This is a genomic window from Streptomyces sp. NPDC050704, assembly GCF_040654355.1.
GTDB lineage: Bacteria > Actinomycetota > Actinomycetes > Streptomycetales > Streptomycetaceae > Streptomyces.
The window spans coordinates 25,513-50,087 of the sequence record NZ_JBFAHW010000020.1; the positions used below are offsets into that span (position 1 = coordinate 25,513).

Sequence of the window (24,575 nt, forward strand, 5' to 3'; positions counted from 1 at the left end):
CCTCAGCCCAGTCAGCCCAGCCTGATCACGTTCCAGGACAGCGGCTCCAGCGTGGCGCTGAGCGTGCCGTCCTGGAGGGTCGTGCCCGTGACCTCGTGGGGTGCGACCCGCTCCGGGTCGTCGAGGGTGTTGCGGGCCTCGGGGTCCGCGTCGGCCAGCGCACTGTGCTCGACGACCGTCGTCAGGCCGAGCGAGCCGAGCGCCACCTCAAGCGGCAGCGCCTGCGTCCGGCTCCGGTTGACCGCGAAGACGGTGACCGAGCCGTCCTCGGCGCGCACGGCGGTGGCGTGCAGCAGGTCCGTCTCGCCGTACTTCTTCGTCTCGTACGTGGGCGAGTCGACGCGTACGTCGAGGACCTGGCCGCGCCCGTACCGCGAGGCCTGTGCGAACGGGAAGAACGTCGTCTGCCGCCAGGCCGGGCCGCCGGGCTCGGTCATGATCGGCGCGATGACGTTGACGAGCTGGGCGAGACAGGCGACGGTCACCCGGTCCGCGTGCCGCAGCAGGGCGATGAGGAGCGAGCCGAAGACGACCGCGTCCATGACGGAGTAGTTGTCCTCCAGGAGCCGCGGGGCCTCCGGCCAGTCCAGCGGGTCGGACTTGGCGGACTGCTCCCACTCGTCCAGGTACCAGACGTTCCACTCGTCGAAGGAGAGGTTGATCTTCTTCTTGGACTTGAGCTTCGCGCCCACGTGGTCGCAGGTCGCGACGACGTTCTCGATGAACGACTCCATGTCGACGGCGGAGGCGAGGAAGGAGTCGAGGTCGCCGTCGGTCGGCCAGTAGTAGGCGTGCAGCGAGATGTAGTCGACGAGGTCGTACGTCTCCGCCAGGACCGTCCCCTCCCACTCGGCGAAGGTCGGCATGGACTGGCTGGAGGAGCCGCAGGCGACCAGTTCGACGGAGGGGTCTATCTGGCGCATGGCGCGCGCCGTCTCGGCGGCGACGCGGCCGTACTCCTCGGCGGTCTTGTGGCCGGTCTGCCAGGGGCCGTCCATCTCGTTGCCGAGGCACCACAGCTTGATGCCGAACGGGTCCTTGTCGCCGTGGGCGGCCCGCCGGTCCGAAAGGGCCGTCCCGGAGGGGTGGTTGGCGTACTCCTGGAGTTCCAGGGCCTCGGCCACTCCCCTGGTCCCGAGGTTGACCGCCATCATCGGCTCGGCCTGCGGGCCGATCTTCTTCAGGAAGGCGATGTACTCGGAGAGGCCGAAGCGGTTGGTCTCCGTCGACCGCCAGGCGAGGTCGAGCCGCCGGGGCCGCTCCTCGGCCGGGCCGACCGAGTCCTCCCACTTGTAGCCGGAGACGAAGTTGCCGCCGGGGTAGCGGACGGCGGTGACGCCGAGTTCGCGTACCAGCTCCAGCACGTCCGTACGCAGGCCCGCTTCGTCGGCCGCGGGGTGGCCGGGCTCGAAGATTCCGGTGTAGACGCAGCGGCCGAGGTGCTCGACGAAGGAGCCGAAGAGACGGGGGTTGACCTCGCCGACGGTGAAGGCGGGGTCGAGGGTGAAGCGGGCGGTGCTCATGGTTCACCTTTCGGGCGCGGTGAGTCGCGGATGGCTTGGGTGAGGCTGGCGGCTGGACCGTAGACAGAAAGCGCTTACTCGTCAATGGTTCGCGTACATCGGAAGTCCCCGCCCGGGGTCGGACAGGGACTTCCGAGGAGCTACCGAGGGGACCTCCGAGGAGCTGCCGACCGGCTCAGGAACCGCTACTGGAGCCGCTAACCGGCGAACGCCGGCTGCGCGAGCCCCTTCCCCGCGCCGGGGACCACCAGCACCGAGCCCGAGAGCGGGTGCGGGGCGTCAAGACCCGTACGTGCCGTCGTGATGTACAGGTCCGCCAGGTCCCGGCCGCCGAACGTGCAGGCCGTCGGGCGGAGTACGGGGAGTTCCACGACCCGGTCCAGGTCGCCGGACGGCGTGTAGCGGCGGACCGCGCCGCCGTCCCAGAGGGCTACCCACACACAGCCGTCGGCGTCCACCGTCAGGCCGTCGGGGAAGCCCGCGCCCTCCTCGATGTCTGCCAACTTCCGCCTGTTGGTGGCCTGTTCGCCGTCGAAGTCGAAGACGTCGATCCGCCGGGTCGGTGTGTCGATGTAGTACATCAGCCGTCCGTCGGGGCTCCAGCCCGTGCCGTTGCTGACGGTGACGTCGTCGAGGACGACGTCCACGGTGCCGTCGGGGGCGAAGCGGGAGAGCGTGCCGCCGCCCGTCGCCTCGTCGTAGCGCATCGTGCCCGCCCACAGGGAGCCGTCGGGCGCGACCGCCGCGTCGTTGGCGCGGCGCCCCGGCACCGGATCGTGGTGCAGCCAGCGGAAGTCCTCGCCTCCGGGCCCGTAGAGCCCCACGCCGTCCCGCAGGTTGACGACCAGGCCGCCGCCCGCGCGCGGCTTCGCGGCGCCCACGTGCTGTTCGGTGACCATGACCGTGCGGCGGCCGGAGACCGGGTCGTACGTGTGGACCCGGGACCCGAGGATGTCGATCCAGATCAGCCGCTGGGCGTCGGCGTCCCAGGTGGGTCCCTCGCCGAGGGCCGCCTCCGCCCGCACGGCCACCTCGTACGCGTGCGTCGTCCCGGTCATGCCACGCTCCGGTGGCCGAGCCGCTCGGACAGTTGGGCGGCGCCCTTCGCGGCGAGCTGCTCCAGCTCGACCCGGCGCTCGTCGCTCCACCGGATCATCGGTACGGAGATGGAGAGCGCGGCGACGACCTGGCCCGTTCGGTCGCGCACCGGCGCGGCCACGCAGCTGACGTCGGGGTTCGACTCGCGGCGCTCCACCGCGACGCCCCGGGCGCGGATCTCGACGAGAGCCTCGCGCAGGGCGGCCGGGTCGGTGATGCTGTTGGGCGTCATCCTGACCAGGTCCGCGTCGACCGGAATCCGTGAGGTCAGCTCGGGCTCGGAGAGCGAGGCGAGCAGCATCTTGCCCACGGAGGTGCAGTGGGCGGGGAGCCGGCGGCCCGCGGCGGACACCATGCGCACGGCGTGCGTGGAGTCGACCTTCGCGATGTAGATGACGTCGGTGCCCTCCAGGATCGCCACGTGGACGGTCTCGTCGCAGGTCTCCGCGACGGACCGGGCGACCTGCTGGCCCTCGGCGGCGAGGTCGAGCTGCTCGGCGTACCGGCTGCCGAGCTGGTACGGCCGCACGCCCAGCCGGTAGCGTCCCGGCTGACCGGGCACGGGCGCGATGTACGAGCGCGCGGCGAGTGTCGTCACCAGTTCGTGCACGGTGGTGCGCGGCAGCTGGAGCCGGCGCACGATGTCGGGGGCGGAGAGCGTGCCGTCCCCGTCGAGGAAGAGCTCGAGTATGTCGAGAGCCCGAGTCACGGCAGGTACGAGGCGTCCCACAACTGGCCCCCTCTCTGTGTTCGATATTTCAACAGATGATCGGCATGACGAACACAGGCTACTCATGTGAGTTTGCCCGGGCAATGGTCACGTAACGGCTGCGTCTCGGGGGCTTGTCGGGAAAGGTACCGGTAACAGGTCCCCGTGACGGGTTACGGACTCTCGGTGACCGGCCCGGCCGGCCTCAGCGGCGGGTTCTGGGGTCGCCGAGATCCCCGCGCAGCCGCTGGGCGCGCAGGACCAGTTCCAGCTCGAAGCGGCGGTCCGGGTCGTCGATCTCGTCGCCCCACAGTTCGCGGATCTGCCTCAGGCGGTAGCGCACGGTCTGGGGGTGGACGCCGAGGCGGGCGGCCACCTCGGGAGCGCCGCCGCGGGTCTCCAGCCAGGCCAGCAGCGTCTCGGCGAGCCGGCGGCCGTGGGTCGGTCCGCAGTGCGCGAGCGGCTCCAGACAGCGCAGGGCGAGGTCGTCGATGAGCTCCTCGGGCTGGAGCAGGACCAGTGCCTCGGTGTGCTCCGTGCAGTACAGCACCCCGCCCGACGGCAGCAGCCCGCGCTCCATCAGCCGTACCGCCGCCTCGGCCCAGCGCAGCGACTTCGCCGCGTCGGCCAGCGGCACCGGCGGGCCGATCGCGCCCGCCCATCCCGTCAGCGCCCGGTGCAGCAGTTCCGGGCGCCCGGCGGCGGCCGGTTCGGGGACGACCATCCGGGGCTGCTCGTACTCCATGTCCAGCAGCACTCCCTGGCTCACCGCGGGGGCCACGGCCTCCCGGGCGGGCCGCAGCAGGACGCCCACCGCGACCTTGTCCGGCAGCGGCCAGCCGATCCGGGCGGCCCGTTCGGCGAGGGCCTCGGCGGGATCGCCGCGGTGGTGCTCGGCGAGCAGCAGTTCCATCAGCCGGCGCTGCAGGCGCAGCCGCTCCCCGGCCTGCCGGGCGGCGGCCTCGGCATAACCGCGTACGGACTGGTCGACCAGTCCGTCCAGGTACTCGTACCCGGCGTCGACCAGCTCGTACATCGCGGGCGGCGGGATCTCCACGCGCTGCCCGATCTCGGCGAAGCGGCGCCAGGCGAGCCGCACCCCGAGCCGGTACATCGCCTGGAGCGAGTCGAGGCTGCGGCCGTGCAGGCCCTCGCCGCGGCCGAACTCCTGGAAGACCTCGGGGTGCACGCGCGGGCGGCCCTCGGCGGTCTCCAGGTGCTGGACGAACACCTCGATGGCCCGCCTGATCCCGATCAGCGCCATCGGCTCGCCGGAGTCGTCGAGGATGACGGGCAGATGGGGATACTCGTGGCGGATCTCCTGGAGGATCTCCTCGGCGAGCGCGGGCGCCTCGGCCATGGCGAGGGCGGCGAACTGCCGCACCTGGAGGCGCGGCACCTCGTGCCACGCCGAACGGACGATGAGTGGTCCCCGGCGAAGGGCCATGGTCAGCGCTCCCGGCCGGCCGTCTCATACGTGACGAGCGGCGTGTTCGGCTGGTCGGGCGTCGCCTCCAGGAGCGCGACGATACCGAGGGCGGCGCCCACGGCGAGCACGGCGGCGGCCGTGACGGTCAGCAGGGCGGCAAGCAGTCTGGGCATAGCGGGTCAGCCTCTCTGTCGAGGTCGTCCCCACCGAAACGCTCCGCTGGGAGCGCCGTACGGAATCTGCGGGCCGATTTGTGGCTGATCGCGCAGTTCCCCGCGCCCCTTGCGGGGCACGGCACATCCCCTGCGGGGCACAGTACATCCCCGTCACCACCGGTCCCACCCCGTCCGGCGGCCTCCAGTTTCGACAACGCATTGACACTTAGTCAAGGGTGCGCCTACGGTTCCCGGCCCATACCGCACGTGCGCCCTCACCACGAGCCTCCTGGAGTGCCCGGATGCGCCGGAAAGCGTCACCTCTCTCACTGATCCTGCTGGGCCTCGGCACGTTTCTGCTCGTCCTGGCTCCGATGCTCGCCTGGTACGTGGAACCACGTGCCGCCGTGAACCCGATCGACATCGACACGACCGCGATCTACCAGGGCACGGGCAGCGTCTTCGACGTCGACAAGGTCGAGACCGTGCCCGACACGCCGATCACCATCACCCAGCGGGTGCGCGGCGACGTCTCCGACAGCGAGCGCAGCGGGAACGCGGTCTGGGACGTGACGACCACGGTCGACACGGACAAGTCGCTGCCCGCGGCCGACCCGCACGACGCCCTCGACTTCACACCGCACCGGTATGTCACCGACCGTAAGACCAACCGGCCGGTGCACTGCTGCGAGGAGAAGCCGTACATCGAGGGCGAGGCCTACCTCAAGTTCCCCTTCGACGTGCAGAAACGCTCGTACCGCTGGTGGGACAACACCCTCGGGAACACCGTCACTCTGCGTTATCGCGGTGTGAAGAAGATCCAGGGTTACGAGGGCTACCGCTTCACCGGAACCGTCCCCGCCGCCAAGACCGGGACCCGGCTGGTGCCGGGCGGGATCATCGGCGAGCCCGAGCGCGGCGACGTGCTCGCCGAGGAGTGGTACGCCAACCACGGCGTAGAGCTCGTCGTCGACCAGGCCACCGGCCGGGTGCTCTACGCGCAGACCGGCCCGCGCCGCACGCTGCGCGCCCCGGGCGGCGAGAAGGACGCCGCGGTGCTCCTGGACACCAAGAAGGTGGCCTTCACCACAGACACCCAGAAGACCGCAGTGGACCAGGCCAAGACCGACAGCGGGCAGCTGCGCGCGGTGGGACGGACGGTACCGATCGGTGCGGGTGTGCTCGGATTCGTCCTCGCCGTCACGGGTGTCGTTTTGGTCGCGCGCGGACGCCCGCGTCCCGAATCGTCCGAGAATTCCCAGCAGCCGCTCACAATGTGATGAGACGTCAGGTGGATAAAGCCCGGAAATTATCACTTCCGTGAGTAGCCGCGACGATCCAGCGGGCGAAAACTATCCACCCCCACCCGAACACAGCCCGACCACAACCCCATCACAGCCGGCACCCACCATCCGCACAGACCGTCCGCACCGACCGTTCGTCCAGACCGTCCGTACAGATCCATCCGCAGATCCATACGGATTCGCGCCGCGGGAATTTCAGGTACCGCGGCGCGAGTCCGGCCCGACGTCGACCGATCCGCATCGCGAGACCCCGGGGCACCCGGCACCGCACCGTGCCGAGTGCCCCACCCCCCACATGCCACACCCCCACACACGCTGGTTCCGCACCCCGAGACGAGTTGGAGCACCCATGCCCCAGCACGTGCCTTCGTCGTTGCGCGCCGCCTTCCCCCGCTCCGCGCAACGACACCCGGCGCTCCCCCCACAGCCGCGCCGAATCGTTTTCCTTGCCCGCCGCGACTTCGGCAACGAAGCGGCGGGCGGATCCGAACTCCTCGTCGACAAACTCGCCGAGGGCCTGACCCATCTGGGCCACCAGGTCACCCTGCTGTGCGGGGGCCCGGCGGCGTACCGCGACTACCGTGTCGTGTCGGCGGGCGGTGACCTCGGTCACTATCTGCGGGCCCGCTCGGCGTTCCAGCGCCAGGTCGGCGACTGCGACCTGCTCGTCGAGGTCTGCAACGGCATGCCGTACCTGGCGCCGCTGTGGCATCGCGGGCCGACGCTGTGCCTGGTCAACCACGTGCACACCGATCTGTGGCGGATGCGGTTCGGCGGACCGCTGGCGCCCGCCGCCCGGCTCGGCCGAAGACTTGAACACTGGGCGCTGGCAGGCGCCCCGCAGCGCCGCGGACTGCTGGTCGCCGTCTCCCCCTCGACGGCCCACGCGCTGCGCGCCATCGGGGTCGAGCGCGAGCGCATCCGCGTCGTGCACAACGGCGTCGAGGAGCCGGGCCCGCCGTCCGAGCGCTCTTCGGAGCCCCTGTTCCTGGCGATGGGCCGGCTCGTCGAGTACAAGCGGATCGATCTGCTGCTGCGGCTGTGGGAGCGGGTCCGCCCGGTCACCGGCGGCCGGCTGGTGATCGTCGGCGACGGACCCGAGCGGGCACGTCTGGAACAGCTCGCGGGCCCCGGTGTCGAGTTCCGGGGTCATGTCTCCGAAGCCGAGAAACACCGGCTGCTCTGTGCCGCCTGGCTGCTGCTGCACCCCTCGGCGGTCGAGGGCTGGGGCCTGGTGGTGACGGAGGCGGCGGCCCGGGAGACACCCGCCATCGCCTTCGACGTGCCCGGCCTGCGCGACTCGATCGTGGACGGCGAGACGGGCCTGCTGGCCCGCGGCGAGTCCTCGTTCGCGGCGGCCTGGTGCACGCTCGCCCTGTCCACCCACCGCCGCACCCTGATGGGCAAGGCCGCGAACGACCGCGCCGCCCAGTACCGCTGGGACCGCACAGTCCGCCAGTTCAGGGCGGTGGCAGCGGAGGCGGTGAGGAGCTGGACGCCATGACCGCACCGACCGGCAGAGGTAGAAGCAGAGGCCCGGGAGAAGGCACCGGCCTCAAGGACCCCTCGCTGCGCCGCTCCCTCGCCCTCTTCCGCGCGTTCCGCCATGAGCAGGACGACCCGGAGGCCTGCTACTCGCTGCTCGCCCGCGACGCCGTCGACCAGGTGGAGGCGTACGACGGTCCGGTCAAGGGCCGGACCGTCGTGGACATCGGCGGCGGGGGCGGCTACTTCACCGAGGAGTTCCGGCGGCGCGGCGCGCAGGGCTATCTCTTCGAGCCGGACGTGCGCGAGCTGGGAGCGGAGCCGCCCGACGGGGCGGTCGTCGCGGACGGCTATCTGCTGCCGCTCGCGGACGCGGTGGCCGACGTCAGCTTCTCCTCCAACGTCCTCGAGCACGTCGCCGACCCGCAGACCTTCCTCAGCGAGATGGTGCGGGTGACCAAGCCCGGCGGTCTGATCTACGTGTCGTTCACCAACTGGCTGTCCCCGTGGGGCGGTCACGAGTGGGCGCCCTGGCACTACCTCGGCGCCGAGCGGGCCCGCGCCCGCTACACGCGCCGTACGGGGAAACCCGCCAAGCACACCCTCGGCGAGAACCTCTTCGCCGTACACATCGGCCCCACCCTTCGGCAGGTGCGCGCCCGCGACGACATCACGGTCGTCTCGGCGCGCTCACGCTACTGGCCGTTCCTCGCGGAAACCGTCGCGAAGGCGCCGGGACTGCGTGAGTTCGCCACCTGGAATCTCCTCCTCATCCTCCGGCGGTGTCCATGACCAGTGCGGTCCAGATTCCTCCCCCGGCGACTACTCGCCCCCTCGTCCCGGCACCGGGCCCTCCTGAGGGCCCGCGGTCGCGGCGATGGCTGCTGGGGTTCTGGGCCGTGGCGTTCGTGCTGTTCCTGGTCGTGGACCCGGGCCGGACGACCTTCGACACCAAGCTCGGTGTCGTGCTCGACCCCTGGCAGTTCCTCTCCGACCTGGGTCAGTTGTGGCACGACCGGGGCGGCTTCGGCGGCATCGCGGACCAGTACGTCGGCTACGTGTGGCCGATGCTGCCGTTCTACGGTCTGTTCGACCTGCTCCAGGTGCCGGTGTGGCTGGCCGAGCGGCTGTGGCTTTCGCTGATCGTGACGGTCGCCTTCTGGGGTGCGCTGCGGCTGGCCGAGCGTCTTGGCATCGGCAGCGGCTCGTCCCGGCTGCTCGGCGCGGTGGCGTACGCGCTGTGGCCGGTGTTCACCATCGTCGTCGGTTCGACCTCGGCGGCCGCCCTCCCCGGCGCGTTCCTGCCCTGGGTGCTGCTGCCGCTGACGAACGAGCGGTACAGCGCCCGGGTCGCCGCCCTGCGCTCGGCGCTGATCATTCCCTTCATGGGCGGCGTGAACGCGTCCTCGACCCTGGCCGCCCTGCTGCCGGTCGGGCTCTATCTGCTGTCCCGGCCGCGCGGCCCCCGGCAGCGCAAGCTGATCGCCTGGTGGGTCCCGGGAGTGATCCTGGCGACGGCCTGGTGGGTGGTCCCGCTGCTGCTGCTCGGCGCCTACGGCGAGAACTTCCTGCCGTACGTGGAGAGCGCGCAGACCACCACGGACACCATGTCGGCGACGGAGACCCTGCGCGGCGCCGGCAACTGGGTCGCGTATCTGCACTTCGGCGACGCCTGGCTGCCCGCCGGCTGGAGCGTGGCGGCCTCGGTGGTCGTCATCGTCTCCTCGGCGCTCGCGGCGGGGCTCGGTCTCGCGGGCCTGGCCCGGCGGGACATGCCGGAGCGGCGCTGGCTGGTGCTGACCGTGCTGTCGGTCGCGCTCGTCACGCTGGCCGGGTACGGCGGTTCGTTCGGCGCGCCCTTCCACGGGGTGGTCCAGGACTGGCTGGACGGCGGGCTTGTGCCCTTCCGCAACATCTACAAGTTCCAGGTGGGGTTGGCGCTCGCGCTCGTCCTGGGGCTGATGCACCTGGTCGGGGTCGCCTCCGAGACTCGGGGCGCCCGTCCCGTGCCCGGCCGCCGGCTCGCCCCGCTGATCGCGGCGGTCCTCATCCTCCCCGGTCTGGCCTGGCCCTATCTCAACGGGTCGATCCTGCAACCGGGTTCGTTCCAGGAGCTCCCCAAGTACTGGCAGTCCACGGCGAACTGGCTGGAGGAGTACTCGCCCGACTCCCGGGCCCTCGTCGTGCCCGCCACCGCGCACGGCATCTACACCTGGGGCTCCCCCATCGACCAGCCCCTAGACGTGCTCGCCGAGTCCCGCTGGGCCCAGCGGGACTACGTGCCGTTCGGCACCGCGGGCAACCGGCGGGCGATGGACGCGGTCGAGCAGTCCCTGCTGACGGGCGGTCAGGTCCCAGGCCTGGCCGACTACTTGAGCCGGGCGGGCCTCTACTACGTCGTCGTACGCAACGACCTCGACCCGGACCAGCTCGGCTATGTGCCGACCGCGACCGTGAAGCGCACCCTGGAGGAGTCCGGCTACCGGCGGGTGACCGGCTTCGGCCCGCAGATGACGGGCGGACGCATCCCCGAGGGCACCCCGCTGCAGATCGAGGGCCTGTACCCGCGGCAACGGGCCGTGGAGATCTACGAGCCCGCCAGCACGGACGTGCCGCGGCCCGGGCAGGCCGGTCTGAAGGCGGTCGCCGACACGGCCGTCGTGTCCGGCGGCCCCGAGGCGCTGCTGCCGATGTCCGCCGACCCGACGATGCGGGACCGGGCCGCCGTGCTGACCGGCGACAACCATCCCGGTCTCGGCGCCCCCGAGGTCCAGGTGGTGGGCGACGGGATGCGGCGCGCCGACACCCGGTTCGGCCTGGTCAACGCCAACACCTCGTACACGTACACCCGTAACGAACGCAATCACTCCGACAGCTTCCAGGACGCCGGGGAGAAACCGCACCAGATCCTGCCGACGGAGGGGATACAGCACCAGACGGTGGCGGAGCTGCGCGGCGCACGCTCGGTGAGCGCGTCGTCGAGCGGCAACTGGCTGTTCTACCTGCCGCAGTACGACCCGGTGCACGCCTTCGACGGCGATCCGAACACCGCCTGGGCCGAGGGCGCGGCGGGTTCGGCGGACGGGCAGTGGCTGCGGATCGGCTTCACGGAGCCGACGGACCTCGCGTCGTCGATCCGGGTCACCCCGCTGCCGCAGGACAGTGTGCGGTCCGCGCCGACCCGGGTGCGGGTGGAGACGGAGCGCGGCTCCGAGACGAGCTTCCTCCAGGCCGACGGCACCCGGCAGCGCATCAAGGCTCCCGCAGGGGAGACGAGTTGGCTGAAGATCACCATCGTCGACTCGGTGGCCCGGCACGCCGGTCTGTCCGGTGCGGGCTTCTCCGAGATCAGCATTCCCGACGTCCAGGTGACCCGCATGCTGCGGCTCCCGACGGACGCCGAGCGCACCGACGCGGCCGCCGAGGTCATCTCGCTGCACCGCGCCAACGACCCGGGCGGGTTCTCCCCGACGGGCACGGAGGCCGGGCTGCACCGCCGCTGGAGTTCGGAGGCGGCGGGCACGTACGAGGTGAAGGCGAGCGCGGTCCCGGTGCCGGGCGACGCGTTCGACCGGATGCTGTACGAGGTCGCGCCCGACCAGCAGAACCGCATCACCGCGACCGCCGACTCGACGGCCCGGCTCGGTACCGGACTGTCGCCGCGCAACCTCACCGACGGTGACCTGACCACCGCGTGGATCGCCGGGGACAACCCGACCATCCACCTGCGCTGGCCCGGCAAACAGGCCGTCGGCGAGGTCGTCCTGGCCCCGGCCGGCGGTCTGTCCACCCGGCCCACCGAGGTCAGCATCAGCTCGCCGGACGGGGCGGAGATCGCCGGTGTCGACGAGAACGGCAACATCCGCTTCGACCCGATCACCACGGACCAGCTCGACATCACCATCACCGACACGGCCCCGATGACCGTCCACAACCCGCTCGCCGACGAGGACCTGCAACTGCCGGTCGGCCTGACCGAGGCGTACGTTCCCGCGCTCGACCAGTACCGCACCCCGCAGCCCTCGCCCCGGCGCACCTTCAGCCTCCCGTGCGGCCAGGGCCCGGACCTCGCCGTCGACGGCGAGCTGTACCAGACGAGCGCGCGGGGGACCGTACTGGATCTCGTGGAGCGCCGGCCCATCGAGCTGACGCTCTGTCAGGAAGGGCGTGCCGACGCCGGGTTGTCCCTCGACGCGGGCGAGCACCGGGTCGAGGCGGGTGACGCGGGTCCGCTGGCCGTCACCGACGTGACGCTGACCCGCGGCACGGTCACCACACCGACCGCGGTCGATCGTGAACTGGGGATACGTGACTGGCTCGGCGACCGCCGCGAGGTGACGGTCGGCTCCGGCGCCGCCTCGTATCTGACGACGTACGAGAACTTCAACGACGGCTGGAAGGCCACGCTCAACGGCAGGGAGCTCAACCCGGTGCGGCTCGACGGCTGGCAGCAGGGCTGGCGCGTCCCGGCCGGCGAGGGCGGCACGGTCAAGCTCTCCTACGAGCCGTCCGTGCTGTACGAGGCCGGGCTGATCGGCGGTGGGGTCGCGGTCCTCGCGCTCGCGGGGCTCGTGCTCTACCGGCGGCGCTCGCCCAACCTCGACGAGCCCACGCCCGTGCCGCCGCCGCCCGGGCTGATCCTGGGCACGGTCGCGCTCACCCTGGTGGGGATCGTGATCGCCGGGTTCTTCGCGCTGCTGGTGCCGCTGCTCGCGCTGCTCGCCTGGCGGCGGCACGCGCTGCTGGTGCCGATCGCGTTCCTCGCGCTCGCCGGGGCCGGGATCGCCGCCGCGACCGGAGCCGGGGAACCGGCTTCGGAGGGTGCGGGGGCGTTCGGACCCACGGCCCAACTGCTGGCGCTGATAGGGCTGTTCGCGGGCCTGGTGTCGGTGGGAGAGAACTCGTACGGGGCACGGGAGCCCGCGGCCTGGGGGACGGGCGCGCTACGGCCTCCGCCGCCGGGGTCCGAGGCGCCGACGACGCCGCTGCCCCAGCGGGTGCGGGGCGAGAGCGGCGGTCCTGGGGCACCCGAGCCGCCCGGGGTTCAGAGTGCGTCGGGGTCGCCCATGCCGCTCGGGACGCCGCCGCCACCCGGAGCACCGCTGCCGTCCGGGCCGCCCGGAATACTGCCGCCGCCCGCGACACCGCAGCAGCCGGGCACCGTTCCGGAGAGGGGTTCAGGACCCGCCTCGCAGGAGGGCTCCGGGGCCACGGCTGGGCCGGCCGCCCGGCCCGAGTCCGAGGAGGGCACCCGGCCGCTCGCTCCGCGGCCGGAGTCCGGGCCGACCGTGTCCGCCCGCGGGCCGGGGTCCGCGCAGCGGGAGCCCGACCCGCCCACCTCGCGGATCCCCTTCCGGAAACCGAAGTCGAAGGCGACGCCGCCCGACGAGACCAGTGTGCTGCGGGCCGAAGGGACGAAGGCGAACCGGCCCGAGTCCCAGCCCGAGGACGCGCGGCCGGCTCGCCCAGAAGAGACGGGGGAAGGCGAACCCACATGACCACGCTGGACCACCCGGCACGCGACGGCACGGACGGCCCCGTACGGCCGCCCGACAGGATCCCGTTCCCCGTTGTGGACGAGGTCGCCCGCCACTGCCTCCAGGAGGAGGAACCGGAGACCGTCCACATCGAGGTCCACCTGCCGGGCCGCCTCGACCCGGACCGGCTGAGGACGGCGTTCACCGAGGCGCTGCGCCGCCACCCGCGCATCCTGATGCGGGAGGCGGCGGGCCCCTGGTACCGGCGGCGCTACGAGTGGGAGCTGACCCCCGATCCGGACGTGGAGGTCGTGCTGTTCCCGCCCGCGGACCGGGAGGCGCTGAAGCACGCCCGGGACCGGGCGCTGCGCGACTGCCCGCCCCTGTCGGCCTCGCCGCCGATCCGCCTTGAGGTCGTCCTCGATCCGGAGGCCGACGACACCGTCCTCTTCGTCACCATCAACCACACCGCACTGGACGGCCCTGCCTGCCTGCGGGTCCTGGCGACCGCGGCGGAGCTGTACGGCGGCCGGGACAACTCCCCGGCGGCGCCCCCGACCCGCACGACGGCCGAGGCTCCCCGGGCCGTCGAGACCCCTTCCGGCTGGGCCCCGCCCGCCCGGGTGGCCCACGGCAGCCCCGAGCCCTCCCCCGGCAACGGCATGCTCGTCACCGAGTTGAGCGTCCCGCACCGGCCCAAGGGCTCCCCGTACACCGTGAACGACCAGCTCATGGTGGCCACCGCTCTGATGATCAGCCACTGGAACCGGGAGCACGGCGCCCGCCCCCGGCCGCTGCGCATCACCATGCCGGTGGACGACCGCCCCCGCGGCACGGACATGCCCATCGGCAACGGCACACGCCTGGTCGAAGTGCCCTTCGCGCCGGAGGAGTTGGACGCCTCGGACATGGCAGGTCTGCTGCGCCGTACGGCGGACCGCACCCGGGCCCTGAAGGCGCAGCCGCGCCCCCAACTCGGCCACGGGGCCTCCCTGTTGACGGCTCCGGTCGTCCCCGTGGCCTGGCGGGCCGCGCTCACCAGGGGCTTGCGGCGGGCCGCCGGGCCCTGGACGTCGACCACCCTGCTGAGCAACATCGGCCGTATCCCGTACCCCCTCGACTTCGGCGAGGAGGCGGGCCGCGCGCACGCGGTGTGGTTCTCGGCCCCGGCCCGCATGCCGCGCGGGCTGACGGTCACCACGGCCGCCACGGCGGGCCGGCTGCACCTGGCGCTGCGCTGGTCGCGCACCCTGCTGAGCCACGGTGACGGCGCCCACCTCCGCGATCTCTTCGAGCACTACCTGCACGCGACGGAACACGCCACGGAGAGTGCCCCATGACCACGGCCCCGCCCCGCCGGCCACCGCGCGGACTACGGGACTTCTACGAGAACCCCGCCGTGCCGGTCGCCTCCGGGCCCTCCCGGAGCCTCCGCCAGGCCCGCATGCTGGCCGCCGCCCTCGGCCCGGCCTCGGCGGGCCCGCGGACCGTCATCGACATCGGCTGCGGCGACGGCAGCGCGGCCGCCACCGCGGCACCGCTGCTCGCCGGTCACCGCGTCGTCGGCGTCGACTGGTCCCAGGACGCCCTCAGGCGCGCCCACGCCCACCTCCCGTACGCGGTACGCGGCGAACTCACCGACGGCGGACTGCCGTTCAGGTCCGCCTCCGCCGACGCCGTGCTGTTCAGCGAGGTCGTCGAGCACCTCGTGGACCCGGACTCGGCGCTGGACGAGATCCACCGGATCCTGCGCCCCGGAGGTCATCTCATGCTCTCCACACCGAACCTGGCCGCCTGGTACAACCGGGCCCTGCTCCTGGCGGGCGTCCAGCCCGTCTTCTCCGAGGTGAGCCTGCGGGCGATCCACGGCCGCCCCGGCACGGAGGTCGTGGGCCATCTGCGGCTCTACACCGCCCGCGCGCTGCGGGAGTTCGTGAACGCGTCCGGCTTCGAGGTCGTCCAGCTGCGGGGCGCGCCCTTCCACGGCGTGCCGCGCCCGATGCGCCCGCTGGACCGACTGGCATGCCGCGTCCCGTCGGCGGCCTCGATCCTGCTGCTGCACGCGCGAAGGACGTAGGCCATGTGGTGGGGAGTGGCCGCGGCCCTGCTGGCGAACGTTCTGTACAGCATCGGATTCGTCCTGGAGAAACGGGCGTTGGCGACGATGCCCGAGGTGAACATCCGCCGCCCGGCCCAGCTCCTGCGGCTGGTCTTCGCCAGTCCGCTCTGGATCGGCGGCTCCCTCGCCCTGGCGTCCGGCTTCGGCGCGCAGCTGGCCGTCTACCGCACCCTCCCGATCGCCGCCGCGCAGGGCATCTTCGTCTCCGGCCTGGTGCTCCTCGTGCTGTTCTCCTCGGTGCTGCTCGGCGAGGAGACCTCGGGCCGTGAGCGGTACGCGATCGGCGCGATCCTCGCCGCGCTGCTCATGGTGGTGCTGTCCCTGAAGGAGGGCTCCGACACGGTCAGCCTCAGCGCGCCCGCCCCGCTGATCCTGCTGGTCTGCGTGCCGTCGCTGGCGCTGGGCGTCTGGCTGTACGCCTCCGCCGAGCGCCGCGCCCGCCACCGGCACCGGATGCCGACGACCGGCGTCGAATACGGCGTGGCGGTGGGCCTGTTGTACGGGGTGAGCTCGCTGGCGATCAAGGGCGTGTCGAGCTACCTCACCACAAGTGGCCTGGGCGGTGCGGTACTTGACCTGCTGCGCTCGCCGTACCCCTATCTCCTGCTCTTCACCGGCCCGTTCGGCCTCGTCATGTCGCAGGCGGCGCTGCAGCGCTGCCGGGCCTCGCTGATCGTGCCGGTCTGCACGACGGTGACCTGCCTGTTCACGGCGGTGCTCGGCACGCTCGCGTTCGGCGAGGCGCTGCCCGAGGATCCGCTGCGGCTCGCGCTGCGGATCGGCGGTACGGCGCTGGCGGTCTCCGTACTCCTCGCGATGCCGAAGCACGACCCACCGTCGAAGCCCCAACCCCCCGCCCCGACCAGGGAGTTGACCCAGTCATGAATCCAGACGACCCGCTGCTGAAGATACTGGCGTGCCCGCTCGACAAAGGGCCGCTGCACCTCCTCCCGCCCGAGGCGGCCGGGGAGGAGGCCCAGGACGGCTCCGACGGTTCCAAGGGCGAGGCGCTCTACAACCCGCGTCTGCACCGCCGCTACCCGATCGTCGACGGCATCCCGCAGCTCCTCCCGTCCTCCGGTGAACAGGTGACGGAGGACCAGCACGAGGAGCTGCTGCTGCGGATGTCCGGCGGCAGCGACCTCGGCGACTCCCACCGCGATCCCCAGACCCCCGGGATGATGACGCCATGACCCTGGCAGCCCGTTTGGCCCCCTTTGTGCCGGTGCGCTGGGTCGCCGCGGCCGCCCGGTTCGTCTATCCGCGCTTCGAACCGGAACTGGCCCGGCTCGCCGACCTCTGCCCGCCCCGCTGCGGCACGGCGGTGGACGTCGGCGGCTGGTACGGCCCCTGGACGCGGCGCCTCTCGGACCGGGCGCACCACGTGGTGACCGTCGAACCGGTCCCCCACCTGGCCCGTCTGCTGACCGCCGCGACCCCCGGGAACGTCCGGGTGGTCCAGGCCGCCGCGAGCGACCGCCGGGGCACGGCCCGCCTCTGGCTGCCGCCCGGCGACCAGGGCGACCGGGGGGTCTCCTCGCTGGTCCGCCGGGACATCCACGCCCGCGCCCTGGACGTCCCCTGCGTCACCCTGGACAGCCTGAACCTGCACGACGTCGACTTCGTCAAGATCGACGTGGACGGCAACGAACTCGCGGTGCTGCGCGGTGCGACCACCCTCCTCACCCGCGACCGCCCGGCCCTGTTCATCGAGCTGGAGACCCGTATCCAGCCGATCACCCCGGTCGTGTCCCACCTCTCCGAGCGCGGCTACCAGGGCTGGGTCCTGCCCGGCGACACCTGGCTCCCGCTGTCCTCCTTCGACCTGGAGGCCCACCAGGAGCACGCCTCGCACGTCGTCTCCCAGGGCCTGCTGCGCCGGGTGCTGCCGTTCCGCGGCCGCGGGTACGTCCGGTACGTGAACTCCGTCCTCTTCCTCCCGGACGGCCGCCGCCCAGGCGACACGCGCCGCACACAGCGCGAGCGCGTACGCGACGATGGGACGCATGCCCCCCGCCAAACGGCCCGCTAGGCCGCCCGCCCCCTTCACCCCGCTCGACTTCCAGCTCGTCCTGCTGCGCCGCATGGCCGACCACAACCAGGACCTCGTGGAGGACGCCCGCCACGCACTGGGCGCCTCGGTCGCCGACATGCGCGAGGCCAACCGGCGCTGGCAGGCGATGCGGCACGCTCCGAGGAGCCGAGGGGCGGTCTCCCGTTACCGTTCGATCCTCGGCGATCCGGAGCCGGTGGCGGACCGGCGGATCGGCGACCTGTCCTGCGAGGCGTACCTGTGGCCGGTCCCCCTCTGGCCGGACCTCCGCTTCGAGGTGCTGGTGGCCCCGAACGGCGTGGCCTGGAACGAGTGGCTGGTCCGGGCGCCGGGCGCCGCGGGGCCTGAGCTGCGCACCCTGGACGACCTGCGCCCCTGGTCCTGCACGGTCGACGAGGCGGCCCGCGCCTTCGCTCCCGCCCGGCCCCTGGAGGGGACGGCCCCGACCCGGTGGGGGCTGAGGTTCGCGGGCGCGGACGGGACGGGCGTACGGCGGGAGTGCGTGGCGGAGTTCACCTGGGGGCTGTTGCAGCGGGTGGCCGTCACGGACAGCCGTGACGGCTGACGATCGTGCGGCCCGGTTACCGGGTTACCGGGCCGCCTTGACGATCGCCTCCGCGACCACCGGTACGGAGTCGGCGTGCAGGAAGAGGAAGAGGTTCGGCTCGACGAGTTCCAGCTCCATCACGCGGGGTGCCCCGTCGTCGCCGTCCACCAGGTCCACGCGGGCGTAGAGCAGCTCGGGTGAACCGGGCACGGCGGCCAACGCCCGCCGGGCGACGGCGAGTTCGGCGGGGGTCGGCTCCCAGGTCCTGAGCTGCGGATGGGGCACCTTGTCCTCGTCGTACGCCGTCCCGGACTCCAGGACGGCACCCTTGCGGATGGCGTGCAGGAACCGCCCGCCGATGAACTGCAGGGCCCGTTCGCCCGCCGTGTCGATGCTCCGTACGTACGGCTGGACCATCGCGGTCAGTCCTTCCGCGTGCATCCGCTCCAGGTGCCGTACGGCCGTGTCGTGCTCCTCGGGTGTGTAGCGGGCGGCGTACCGGGCGCCGGCCCCCGAGGTGGGCTTGACGACGTACTCGTGGTCGGCGGGCAGCAGACCGGCCGGGTCGGTGGCGTCGCCCGGAGCGAGGTAGCGGGTGTCGACGACGGGGACCCCGGCGGCCGCCAGATCCCCCAGATACCGCTTGTCGGTGTTCCAGCGCACGACCTCCGCCGGGTTCGCCAGCGTCGTCGCGGCCCCGCACCGCTCGGCCCACGCCACGAACTCGGCGGCCCGCCAGCTGTAGTCCCAGGTGGAGCGGATGACGGCGAGGTCGAAGCCGCCCCACTCGACCGCCGGGTCGTCCCAGCACACGACGACGGCCTCCGCCCCGGCCTGCTCCACCGCGCCCGCGAGGACCGGCAGGTCGCGGTCGTACCCGGACTCCTGTACCTCCCGGCAGGTGACGAGTGCGATGCGGGTGGTGGTGCGCTCCACGGCTGGCTCCTCTGCGTGTCCGTAAATCCGTAGCGAGTCCGTAGCCAACAACAGGCCGGGGAACCGGGGCAAGGCGTTTGACCTTCACCTTTGGTGAAGCCACAGCATGGGTGGCGAGACGAGGAGCGGTCGACCGACAGGCCGCTCGTGGGGGTGCGCGCGCATGGAGATGCTGACGATCGGGGCCTTCGCGAAGGCCTGCCGGCTGTCGCCGAAGGCGCTTCGGCTGTACGACGAGCTGGAGTTGCTGCGCCCCGCGCGGGTGGACCCCGAGACGGGCTACCGCTACTACGCGCCCGAGCAGCTGGAGCAGGCCCGGCTGGTGGCGTGGCTGCGGCGGCTGGGGATGCCGCTGGCCGGCATCCGCCGGGTCCGCTCCCTCGAACCGGCGGCCGCCGCGCGGGAGATCCGCGCGTTCTGGGCCCGGGTCGAGGCCGAGACGGCGACCCGCCGGGACCTGGCGGCCTTCCTCGTCGACCACCTCTCGAACGTTCCGGGGAGCGCCCCCGGGAACGTCCCAAGGAAGGACACCACCATGCTGGAACTCCGCTACTCCGCCCTCTCCGACACCGGCCTCGTCCGCCCGTCCAACCAGGACACGGCATACGCGGGCACCCGCGTGCTGGCCGTGGCGGACGGCTTCGGCCCCGGGGGCGCGCCCGCCAGTGCGGCCGCCGTCGAGGCCCTGAAGTTCCTCGACCGCGAGCCGCTCGCGGCCGGCCGCGTGCTCAACCTCCTGGAGGACGCGGTCCAGGGGGCCACCCAGGCGGTCCGGGACGTCGCGGGCCCGGCGGACGAGGACGGCACCACGCTCACCGCGATGGTGTGGACCGGCTCGCAGCTGGCCCTGGTCCACATCGGTGACAGCCGTGCGTACCTTCTGCGCGACGGCGGGCTCTTCCTGATCACCCACGACCACACCGTCGTCCAGTCGATGATCGACGAGGGCCGCCTCACCCCCGAGGAGGCCACCGCCCACCCGCAGCGCTCCCTGCTCCTGAAGGCCCTGCCCGGCACCGGGTCCGCCCCCGCGCCCACTCCGGACCTGCGCCTGCACGACGCCCTCGCCGGCGACCGCTACCTGCTCTGCTCCGACGGCCTCTCCACAGTCCTGCCCGAGACGGCCATCCGGGAACTCCTCACCTCGGCCCCCACCCCCGCCGAGGCGGCCCACGCCCTGGTCGCGGCGGCGAACGACTCCGGGGGCCCGGACAACGTGAGTTGCGTGGTGGCGGACGTGCTGACGGCCGGGAGCGGGGCGGCCGTCCAGTAGTACGCCTAGTACGCCTAGTACGCCCACCAGCCGGGCAGGGCCCCGTCCCGCTGAACCGGCCCGGCTGGTCCGGCCCCTCTCAGACGGGTTCCGGAAGATGACCGAGGTGCTCGACGACACGCTCACGCAGCAGGAGGTACTCCTCCCAGCGACGGGGCAGCGGGCCCGGCGGGCGCTCGACGACACGGGCAGAGGTGACGGTCTGGCCCCGCTGGAACTGCTCGCGCGTCAGGTCGAGTTCAACACCACTGGGCAGCCGGTTCCACCAGTGGAAGCCGCGCTGGGTCCCGTCAAGGTGCACCTCGCCGACCATGAGATCGCCGCCGAAGACGTCATTGACGATCAAGGCCGTGATGTCACAGTGTCCCAAGGCCGGGTTGCCTGGCTGCCAGTCGGCCTGATCGTCGGGCGAACAGGTGTCGGCACCCCAGCCGGCCCGCAGGGCCTTGTCGAGATCGAGCAGGTTCCAAGGGATCATGCCGCCAGCATCCCAGCCACCACTGACATCGGAACTGACACCGACTCCACGGGATGCCTGGTCCGTGGTCAAGGCGGTGAGGTCTTATCGAACGGCCGTCTGACAGCCGGTTTCAGGGGACTGGTCGGGCAGGTAGCGGGACCTTTCCAGAGAGGTGAGAGTGGTGTCGACGGCGTCGCAGATGCTGCGGATCGCGCGGGCCGGGTCGGGCAGATCGACGTTCCACAGCCCGACGGAGCTGCCCGTGCCGATGGCGAGGGTCCGTCCGTCCGGGCTGAACGCCACTGCCGCGAGCGAGCTGGTCGGCAGGGTGATTCTGTTCTGACTGGTGGCGAGGTCCCACAGCTGGACTCCTCTCACGCTGCTTACGGCCAGGGTGCGCCCATCGGGGCTGAAAGCCAGCGACCTCACCTCACCGCTGAGACTGAAACTGTCTCGGAGCTGACCGGTCCGCGTATCCCACGTCTTCACGAGTCCGCTGCTGCTGCTTGCGGTGGCCATGATGTGCCCGTCCGGGCTGAACGCGAGGGACAGCGGGCTCGGGCCGCCCGGCTTGATGGTGCGCTGTGCGCGGCCGGTTGCGGCGTCGAGCAGCGTGACCACGTCGCCGCCCCCGATGTGCACGACGGCGAGTGTGCGGCCGTCCGGGGTGAACGCCACTGCCCTGACGGGTTGGCCGTGGCCGGCGTGGGCGGTGAGTAGTGCGCCGGTTGAAAGGTTCCAGATCCACACCGATCCGTTCCTGCCGACGATGGCGAGCCGTCTCCCGTCGGGACTGAAGACCGCCGTGTCGATGGCGCCCAGGGCGCGGCTGTGGTGAAGACGGCCCGTGGCCACGTCCCGGACCTCCACCCTGTTCTTTACGACCCTGACAGCCAGGGCGCGCCGGATCGGGCTGAACCCCACGGCCCCGAGGCGAGAACCCGGGAACGGCAGCTGCTTTCCCCGGAGTGCCAGGTCGGTGTCGAGCGCCAGTGTGGCTCCGTGAGTACCGGTCCTGACATCCCAAAGCTCTACCGACCCACGGCCAGGCGGCCCTTGGTGAACCGTGGCCACCGCGCGTCCGTCCGGACTGAAGACCACGTCGGCGATGTACGTACTGGCATGGCCTGACAGAGTGGTCTGCGGCTGATCGGCGGACAGCCGGTGGACGCGGACGGTGGGGTCCGAGTTGCTGCTGGTGACCAGGGTGCGGCCGTCCGCGCTGAGGGCCAACTTCATCGCCCCCAGCCCGTGGTGACCGGCGGTCACGGTGGCCCGCACCGTGCCGGAGGCGGTGTCCCACAGTCGCACCGTGTCCCCAGGGCCGGGAATGGCGAGGGTCCGCCCGTCCGGGGCGAAGACCGCCTCGCTCAACTCGACGGGACCGTCCTTCAGGGTGCGCCGGACGACGCCAGTGGCTACCTCTCGCAGTTGCACCGAACCATCGGTGCGGATAACCGCGTACGTCCGGCCATCAGTGGTGAACCCCACCGCATGGCCCTCGATCCGGCTGTCATGAGCGGTCCGGGTGCGGCCGGTGGCCACGTCCCACACCCGCACCACTCCGTTGCGGCTTGCCACGGCAACGGTACGTCCGTCAGGGCCGAAGGCGACCGCCCGCGGGTCGGGGTGGCCCTTGAAGCTGTGCCGCCTGCCGGTGGCCACGTCCCACACCCGTACAGCCGCCGGGGAGGCGGCGGCCACACTACGACCGTCGGGGCTGAAGGCCATCCCGCGTACCGAACCGTGTGGAACGGCGAGGGTTCTGAGTTTCCTGCCGGTGACCGGATCCCACAGGCCTATCTCCGCGCCGGCACCACTGGCCATAGCGACAGCGAGGATGCGTCCGTCAGGGCTGAACACCGCGGTATCGCCGGTCTTGTGGTCAGTGAATGTGTGTCGGAGCCCGCCCCCAGGCAGATTCCAGACCCGCACCGCGCCGTCTGCGCTGTGAGTGGCGAGGGTGTGTCCGTCCGGGCTGAGGGCGATGGCATCCACGGGTTCGGTGCCGCCGGTCAGGCGCTTGCGCAGCGGTAGGGCCGCGGCGGCATACAGGGCGGTGGTGGCTTCGCGGGTCGGGCTGGTCCGGTGGGCGTGGACGGCGAGCAGTGCGGCGAGGTCGGGTTCGGAGTGCAGCAGTGCACTGGACTGGGCGGCCAATTGCCGGGACTGGGCCAGGTGTTGGGCGGTGACCGCGCTCTGCCACTGCCCCACGGCGAGGCCGGCGGCGACGAGGGCGAGGCACAGGGCGGCGGTGACGGCGGTGAGCACCAGCCGGTAACGGCGACGGCCCTTCTGCTCGTGGTCGCGGCTGGCGTCGAGGAAGGCGTGCTCCAAATCGTTCAGGTCCTCGCGCGGTGCGCCGCCGAAGTGCTCCTGGGCGGCGGCGAGCCTGCTGCCCCGGCACAGAGCGCCCTTCTCGCGACCGAGTTCCTGCCAGGCGTGGGCCGCTTCGGTCAGGTTCCGGTGCACACGCAGGCGTTCGCGGTCTTCCTCGATCCACCCGCGCAGCCGGGGCCAGGCCGTGATCAGGGCCTCGTGGGCTATCTCGACCGTGTCGCCGTCCAGGCTGAGCAGCCGCGCCCCGGCGAGTGCCTCCACCACCTGGGCGGTGTCATCCCGGCCGGTGCCGGGCAGTTCCGCGCGCTCGACGGGACGGCGGGTGTCGGGGGTTCCCTCACCGGGGGCCACCAGGCGCAGCAACACCCGCCGGGCCGCGGCCGCCTGGTCCTCGGCGAACCGGCCGTACACCTCCTCGGCGGTCTTGGCGATCGCGCCGTCCAGGCATCCGGCCGCCTCGTATCCCGCCATGGTCAGTGTCTTGCCGCGGCGGCGGCGCCAGGTCTCCAGCAACGCGTGGGACAGCAGCGGCAGGCCGCCCGGCGCGTCGGCGACCTCCTTGACCAGCCGGGCGGTAAGCGTGCGTTCCACGGTCAGTCCGGCGGCCGTGGCCGGCTTGACGACGGCGTCGCGCAGTTCCGCCCGGCTCATCGCTCCGGCCAGGAGGTTGGCATCGCGCAGTGCGTCGGCCAGGTCGCGGTGTTCGGCGCAGCGGCCGTAGAAGTCGCCGCGCACCGCCAACAGCACCCGCAGGCGGCTGTCGGGCTGCCGGGCCGTCAGCAGCAGATCGATGAAGCGAGCGCGTTCGTCCGCATCGTGGCAGAGGGTGAAGACCTCCTCGAACTGGTCGACGATCACGAACGTGTCCACCCCGGCGCTGCCGTCGCGGGGAGTTGCGGGTACGAGAAGGGGTGCGTGGCTGCGGGCGGGGCGTTCGCCCGGTGTCAGGATCCGGATCGCGGCCGGGCGCAGGCCGGGCTCCCGGACACGCCGGAGTACGGGTATCAGGCCGGCCCGCAGCAGGGAGGACTTACCGCTGCCGGAAGGGCCGAAGACCGCGGCGAACCGCTGCCGGCGCAGCAGGTCGACCAGGTCGGCGGTGAGCTGTTCCCGGCCGAAGAACAGACCGCTGTCCCCGGCCTCGAACCGTGCCAAACCCCGGTACGGCGTGAGTGATTCGTCGGCGCCCCGAAAGCCGTCACCGGCGGATTCCTCCACCGCCTCCTTCCACCGGGCCTCCCATTCCGCCAGGTCTCCACCGCACGCCCCCGCATAGGCCAGGGCCACCGGCAGCGTCGGCAACTGCTCGCCGGCCGCCGCCTGCGACAGCGTGGTCACCGAGTAGCCCGCCCGCCGGGCCAACGAACGGTAAGTGATCCCGTCCGCCTCCGCCCTCAGCTCGCGTAACCCGGACGCGAACCGCTGCACCGGACCCGCCGCCGGATCCAACGGAACCTCACGACGCCCCGCCACACCTTCACCCCCTCCAGCCGCCCTGCATCAGAGCGTGCAGCCAGTCCATGCACCCCTATGACACACGGAAGGCTCGCGGATCCGTCTCATTGTTCGGCCGCCGGAACGGCACTGCCGAACAATGCTCCAGCCACTGAACTCGGTGCTGCGAGCCGCGGAGCCGAATTCCCGCGGGCCGCCAGGCAACCAAAGAG

General features: G+C 72.1%; 19 protein-coding genes. 11 read left to right on the forward strand and 8 right to left on the reverse strand.

Annotated elements, in window-relative coordinates; genetic code table 11:
* Positions 1-11: 11 nt before the first annotated feature.
* From AB0I18_RS14035 to AB0I18_RS14055, 5 genes are all read right to left on the reverse strand, one after another.
* Entirely contained in the window at positions 12-1,523 is a 1,512-nt protein-coding gene (locus AB0I18_RS14035; RefSeq protein ID WP_363105696.1) for an alpha-N-arabinofuranosidase, read from the reverse strand.
* A gap of 197 nt (positions 1,524-1,720) precedes the next feature.
* Positions 1,721-2,581 (reverse strand): SMP-30/gluconolactonase/LRE family protein, encoded by an 861-nt coding sequence (locus tag AB0I18_RS14040; protein ID WP_363105697.1) that lies wholly within the window; start codon positions 2,579-2,581, stop codon positions 1,721-1,723.
* Entirely contained in the window at positions 2,578-3,351 is a 774-nt protein-coding gene (locus AB0I18_RS14045) for an IclR family transcriptional regulator (RefSeq protein WP_363105698.1), read from the reverse strand. The genes AB0I18_RS14040 and AB0I18_RS14045 overlap by 4 nt, the downstream gene beginning before the upstream one ends.
* Before the next feature lie 184 nt (positions 3,352-3,535).
* The gene (locus AB0I18_RS14050; protein WP_363105699.1) at positions 3,536-4,777 is read right to left on the reverse strand and encodes a helix-turn-helix domain-containing protein; all 1,242 of its coding nucleotides are present in this window, start codon (positions 4,775-4,777) and stop codon (positions 3,536-3,538) included.
* 2 nt (positions 4,778-4,779) lie between these two features.
* Positions 4,780-4,932 (reverse strand): hypothetical protein, encoded by a 153-nt coding sequence (locus tag AB0I18_RS14055; protein WP_363105700.1) that lies wholly within the window; start codon positions 4,930-4,932, stop codon positions 4,780-4,782.
* A gap of 284 nt (positions 4,933-5,216) precedes the next feature.
* Here AB0I18_RS14055 and AB0I18_RS14060 point away from each other — a divergent pair, with 284 nt between their 5' ends.
* The 10 genes from AB0I18_RS14060 to AB0I18_RS14105 all read left to right on the forward strand — a co-directional run bounded on the left by AB0I18_RS14060 (position 5,217) and on the right by AB0I18_RS14105 (position 17,917).
* A complete protein-coding gene (locus AB0I18_RS14060) occupies positions 5,217-6,194 on the forward strand; it encodes a DUF3068 domain-containing protein (protein WP_363105701.1) in 978 nt (325 codons plus the stop codon).
* A gap of 373 nt (positions 6,195-6,567) precedes the next feature.
* Positions 6,568-7,722: a glycosyltransferase family 4 protein gene (locus AB0I18_RS14065; RefSeq protein ID WP_363105702.1), complete on the forward strand. Its 1,155-nt coding sequence runs from the start codon at positions 6,568-6,570 to the stop codon at positions 7,720-7,722.
* Positions 7,719-8,495 (forward strand): class I SAM-dependent methyltransferase, encoded by a 777-nt coding sequence (locus AB0I18_RS14070; RefSeq protein ID WP_363105703.1) that lies wholly within the window; start codon positions 7,719-7,721, stop codon positions 8,493-8,495. The genes AB0I18_RS14065 and AB0I18_RS14070 overlap by 4 nt, the downstream gene beginning before the upstream one ends.
* Complete coding sequence (locus AB0I18_RS14075) at positions 8,492-13,201, forward strand: alpha-(1->3)-arabinofuranosyltransferase family protein (RefSeq protein WP_363105772.1); 4,710 nt, start codon at positions 8,492-8,494, stop codon at positions 13,199-13,201. Before AB0I18_RS14070 ends, AB0I18_RS14075 begins: the two co-directional genes overlap by 4 nt.
* Positions 13,198-14,520, forward strand: coding sequence for a condensation protein (locus AB0I18_RS14080; RefSeq protein ID WP_363105704.1), 1,323 nt, complete (start codon positions 13,198-13,200; stop codon positions 14,518-14,520). The genes AB0I18_RS14075 and AB0I18_RS14080 overlap by 4 nt, the downstream gene beginning before the upstream one ends.
* Positions 14,517-15,257 (forward strand): class I SAM-dependent methyltransferase, encoded by a 741-nt coding sequence (locus tag AB0I18_RS14085; RefSeq protein ID WP_363105705.1) that lies wholly within the window; start codon positions 14,517-14,519, stop codon positions 15,255-15,257. Before AB0I18_RS14080 ends, AB0I18_RS14085 begins: the two co-directional genes overlap by 4 nt.
* Before the next feature lie 15 nt (positions 15,258-15,272).
* A complete protein-coding gene (locus AB0I18_RS14090; protein ID WP_363105773.1) occupies positions 15,273-16,184 on the forward strand; it encodes a hypothetical protein in 912 nt (303 codons plus the stop codon).
* Complete coding sequence (locus tag AB0I18_RS14095; protein WP_363105706.1) at positions 16,181-16,492, forward strand: Trm112 family protein; 312 nt, start codon at positions 16,181-16,183, stop codon at positions 16,490-16,492. The genes AB0I18_RS14090 and AB0I18_RS14095 overlap by 4 nt, the downstream gene beginning before the upstream one ends.
* Positions 16,489-17,331, forward strand: coding sequence for an FkbM family methyltransferase (locus AB0I18_RS14100; RefSeq protein WP_363105707.1), 843 nt, complete (start codon positions 16,489-16,491; stop codon positions 17,329-17,331). Before AB0I18_RS14095 ends, AB0I18_RS14100 begins: the two co-directional genes overlap by 4 nt.
* Complete coding sequence (locus tag AB0I18_RS14105) at positions 17,297-17,917, forward strand: hypothetical protein (RefSeq protein ID WP_363105708.1); 621 nt, start codon at positions 17,297-17,299, stop codon at positions 17,915-17,917. The genes AB0I18_RS14100 and AB0I18_RS14105 overlap by 35 nt, the downstream gene beginning before the upstream one ends.
* A 24-nt stretch (positions 17,918-17,941) precedes the next feature.
* Here AB0I18_RS14105 and AB0I18_RS14110 read toward each other — a convergent pair whose 3' ends face one another.
* Positions 17,942-18,814, reverse strand: a complete 873-nt coding sequence (locus tag AB0I18_RS14110) for a hypothetical protein (RefSeq protein ID WP_363105774.1) — start codon at positions 18,812-18,814, stop codon at positions 17,942-17,944.
* A 184-nt stretch (positions 18,815-18,998) separates the two neighbouring features.
* Between AB0I18_RS14110 and AB0I18_RS14115 the strand changes: the two genes are divergently transcribed.
* A complete protein-coding gene (locus tag AB0I18_RS14115) occupies positions 18,999-20,108 on the forward strand; it encodes a MerR family transcriptional regulator (RefSeq protein WP_363105709.1) in 1,110 nt (369 codons plus the stop codon).
* Between the two features lie 79 nt (positions 20,109-20,187).
* Here AB0I18_RS14115 and AB0I18_RS14120 read toward each other — a convergent pair whose 3' ends face one another.
* Complete coding sequence (locus AB0I18_RS14120; RefSeq protein ID WP_363105710.1) at positions 20,188-20,586, reverse strand: hypothetical protein; 399 nt, start codon at positions 20,584-20,586, stop codon at positions 20,188-20,190.
* Positions 20,587-20,670: 84 nt separating this feature from the next.
* Entirely contained in the window at positions 20,671-24,381 is a 3,711-nt protein-coding gene (locus tag AB0I18_RS14125; protein ID WP_363105711.1) for a helix-turn-helix domain-containing protein, read from the reverse strand.
* Positions 24,382-24,575: the final 194 nt, after the last annotated feature.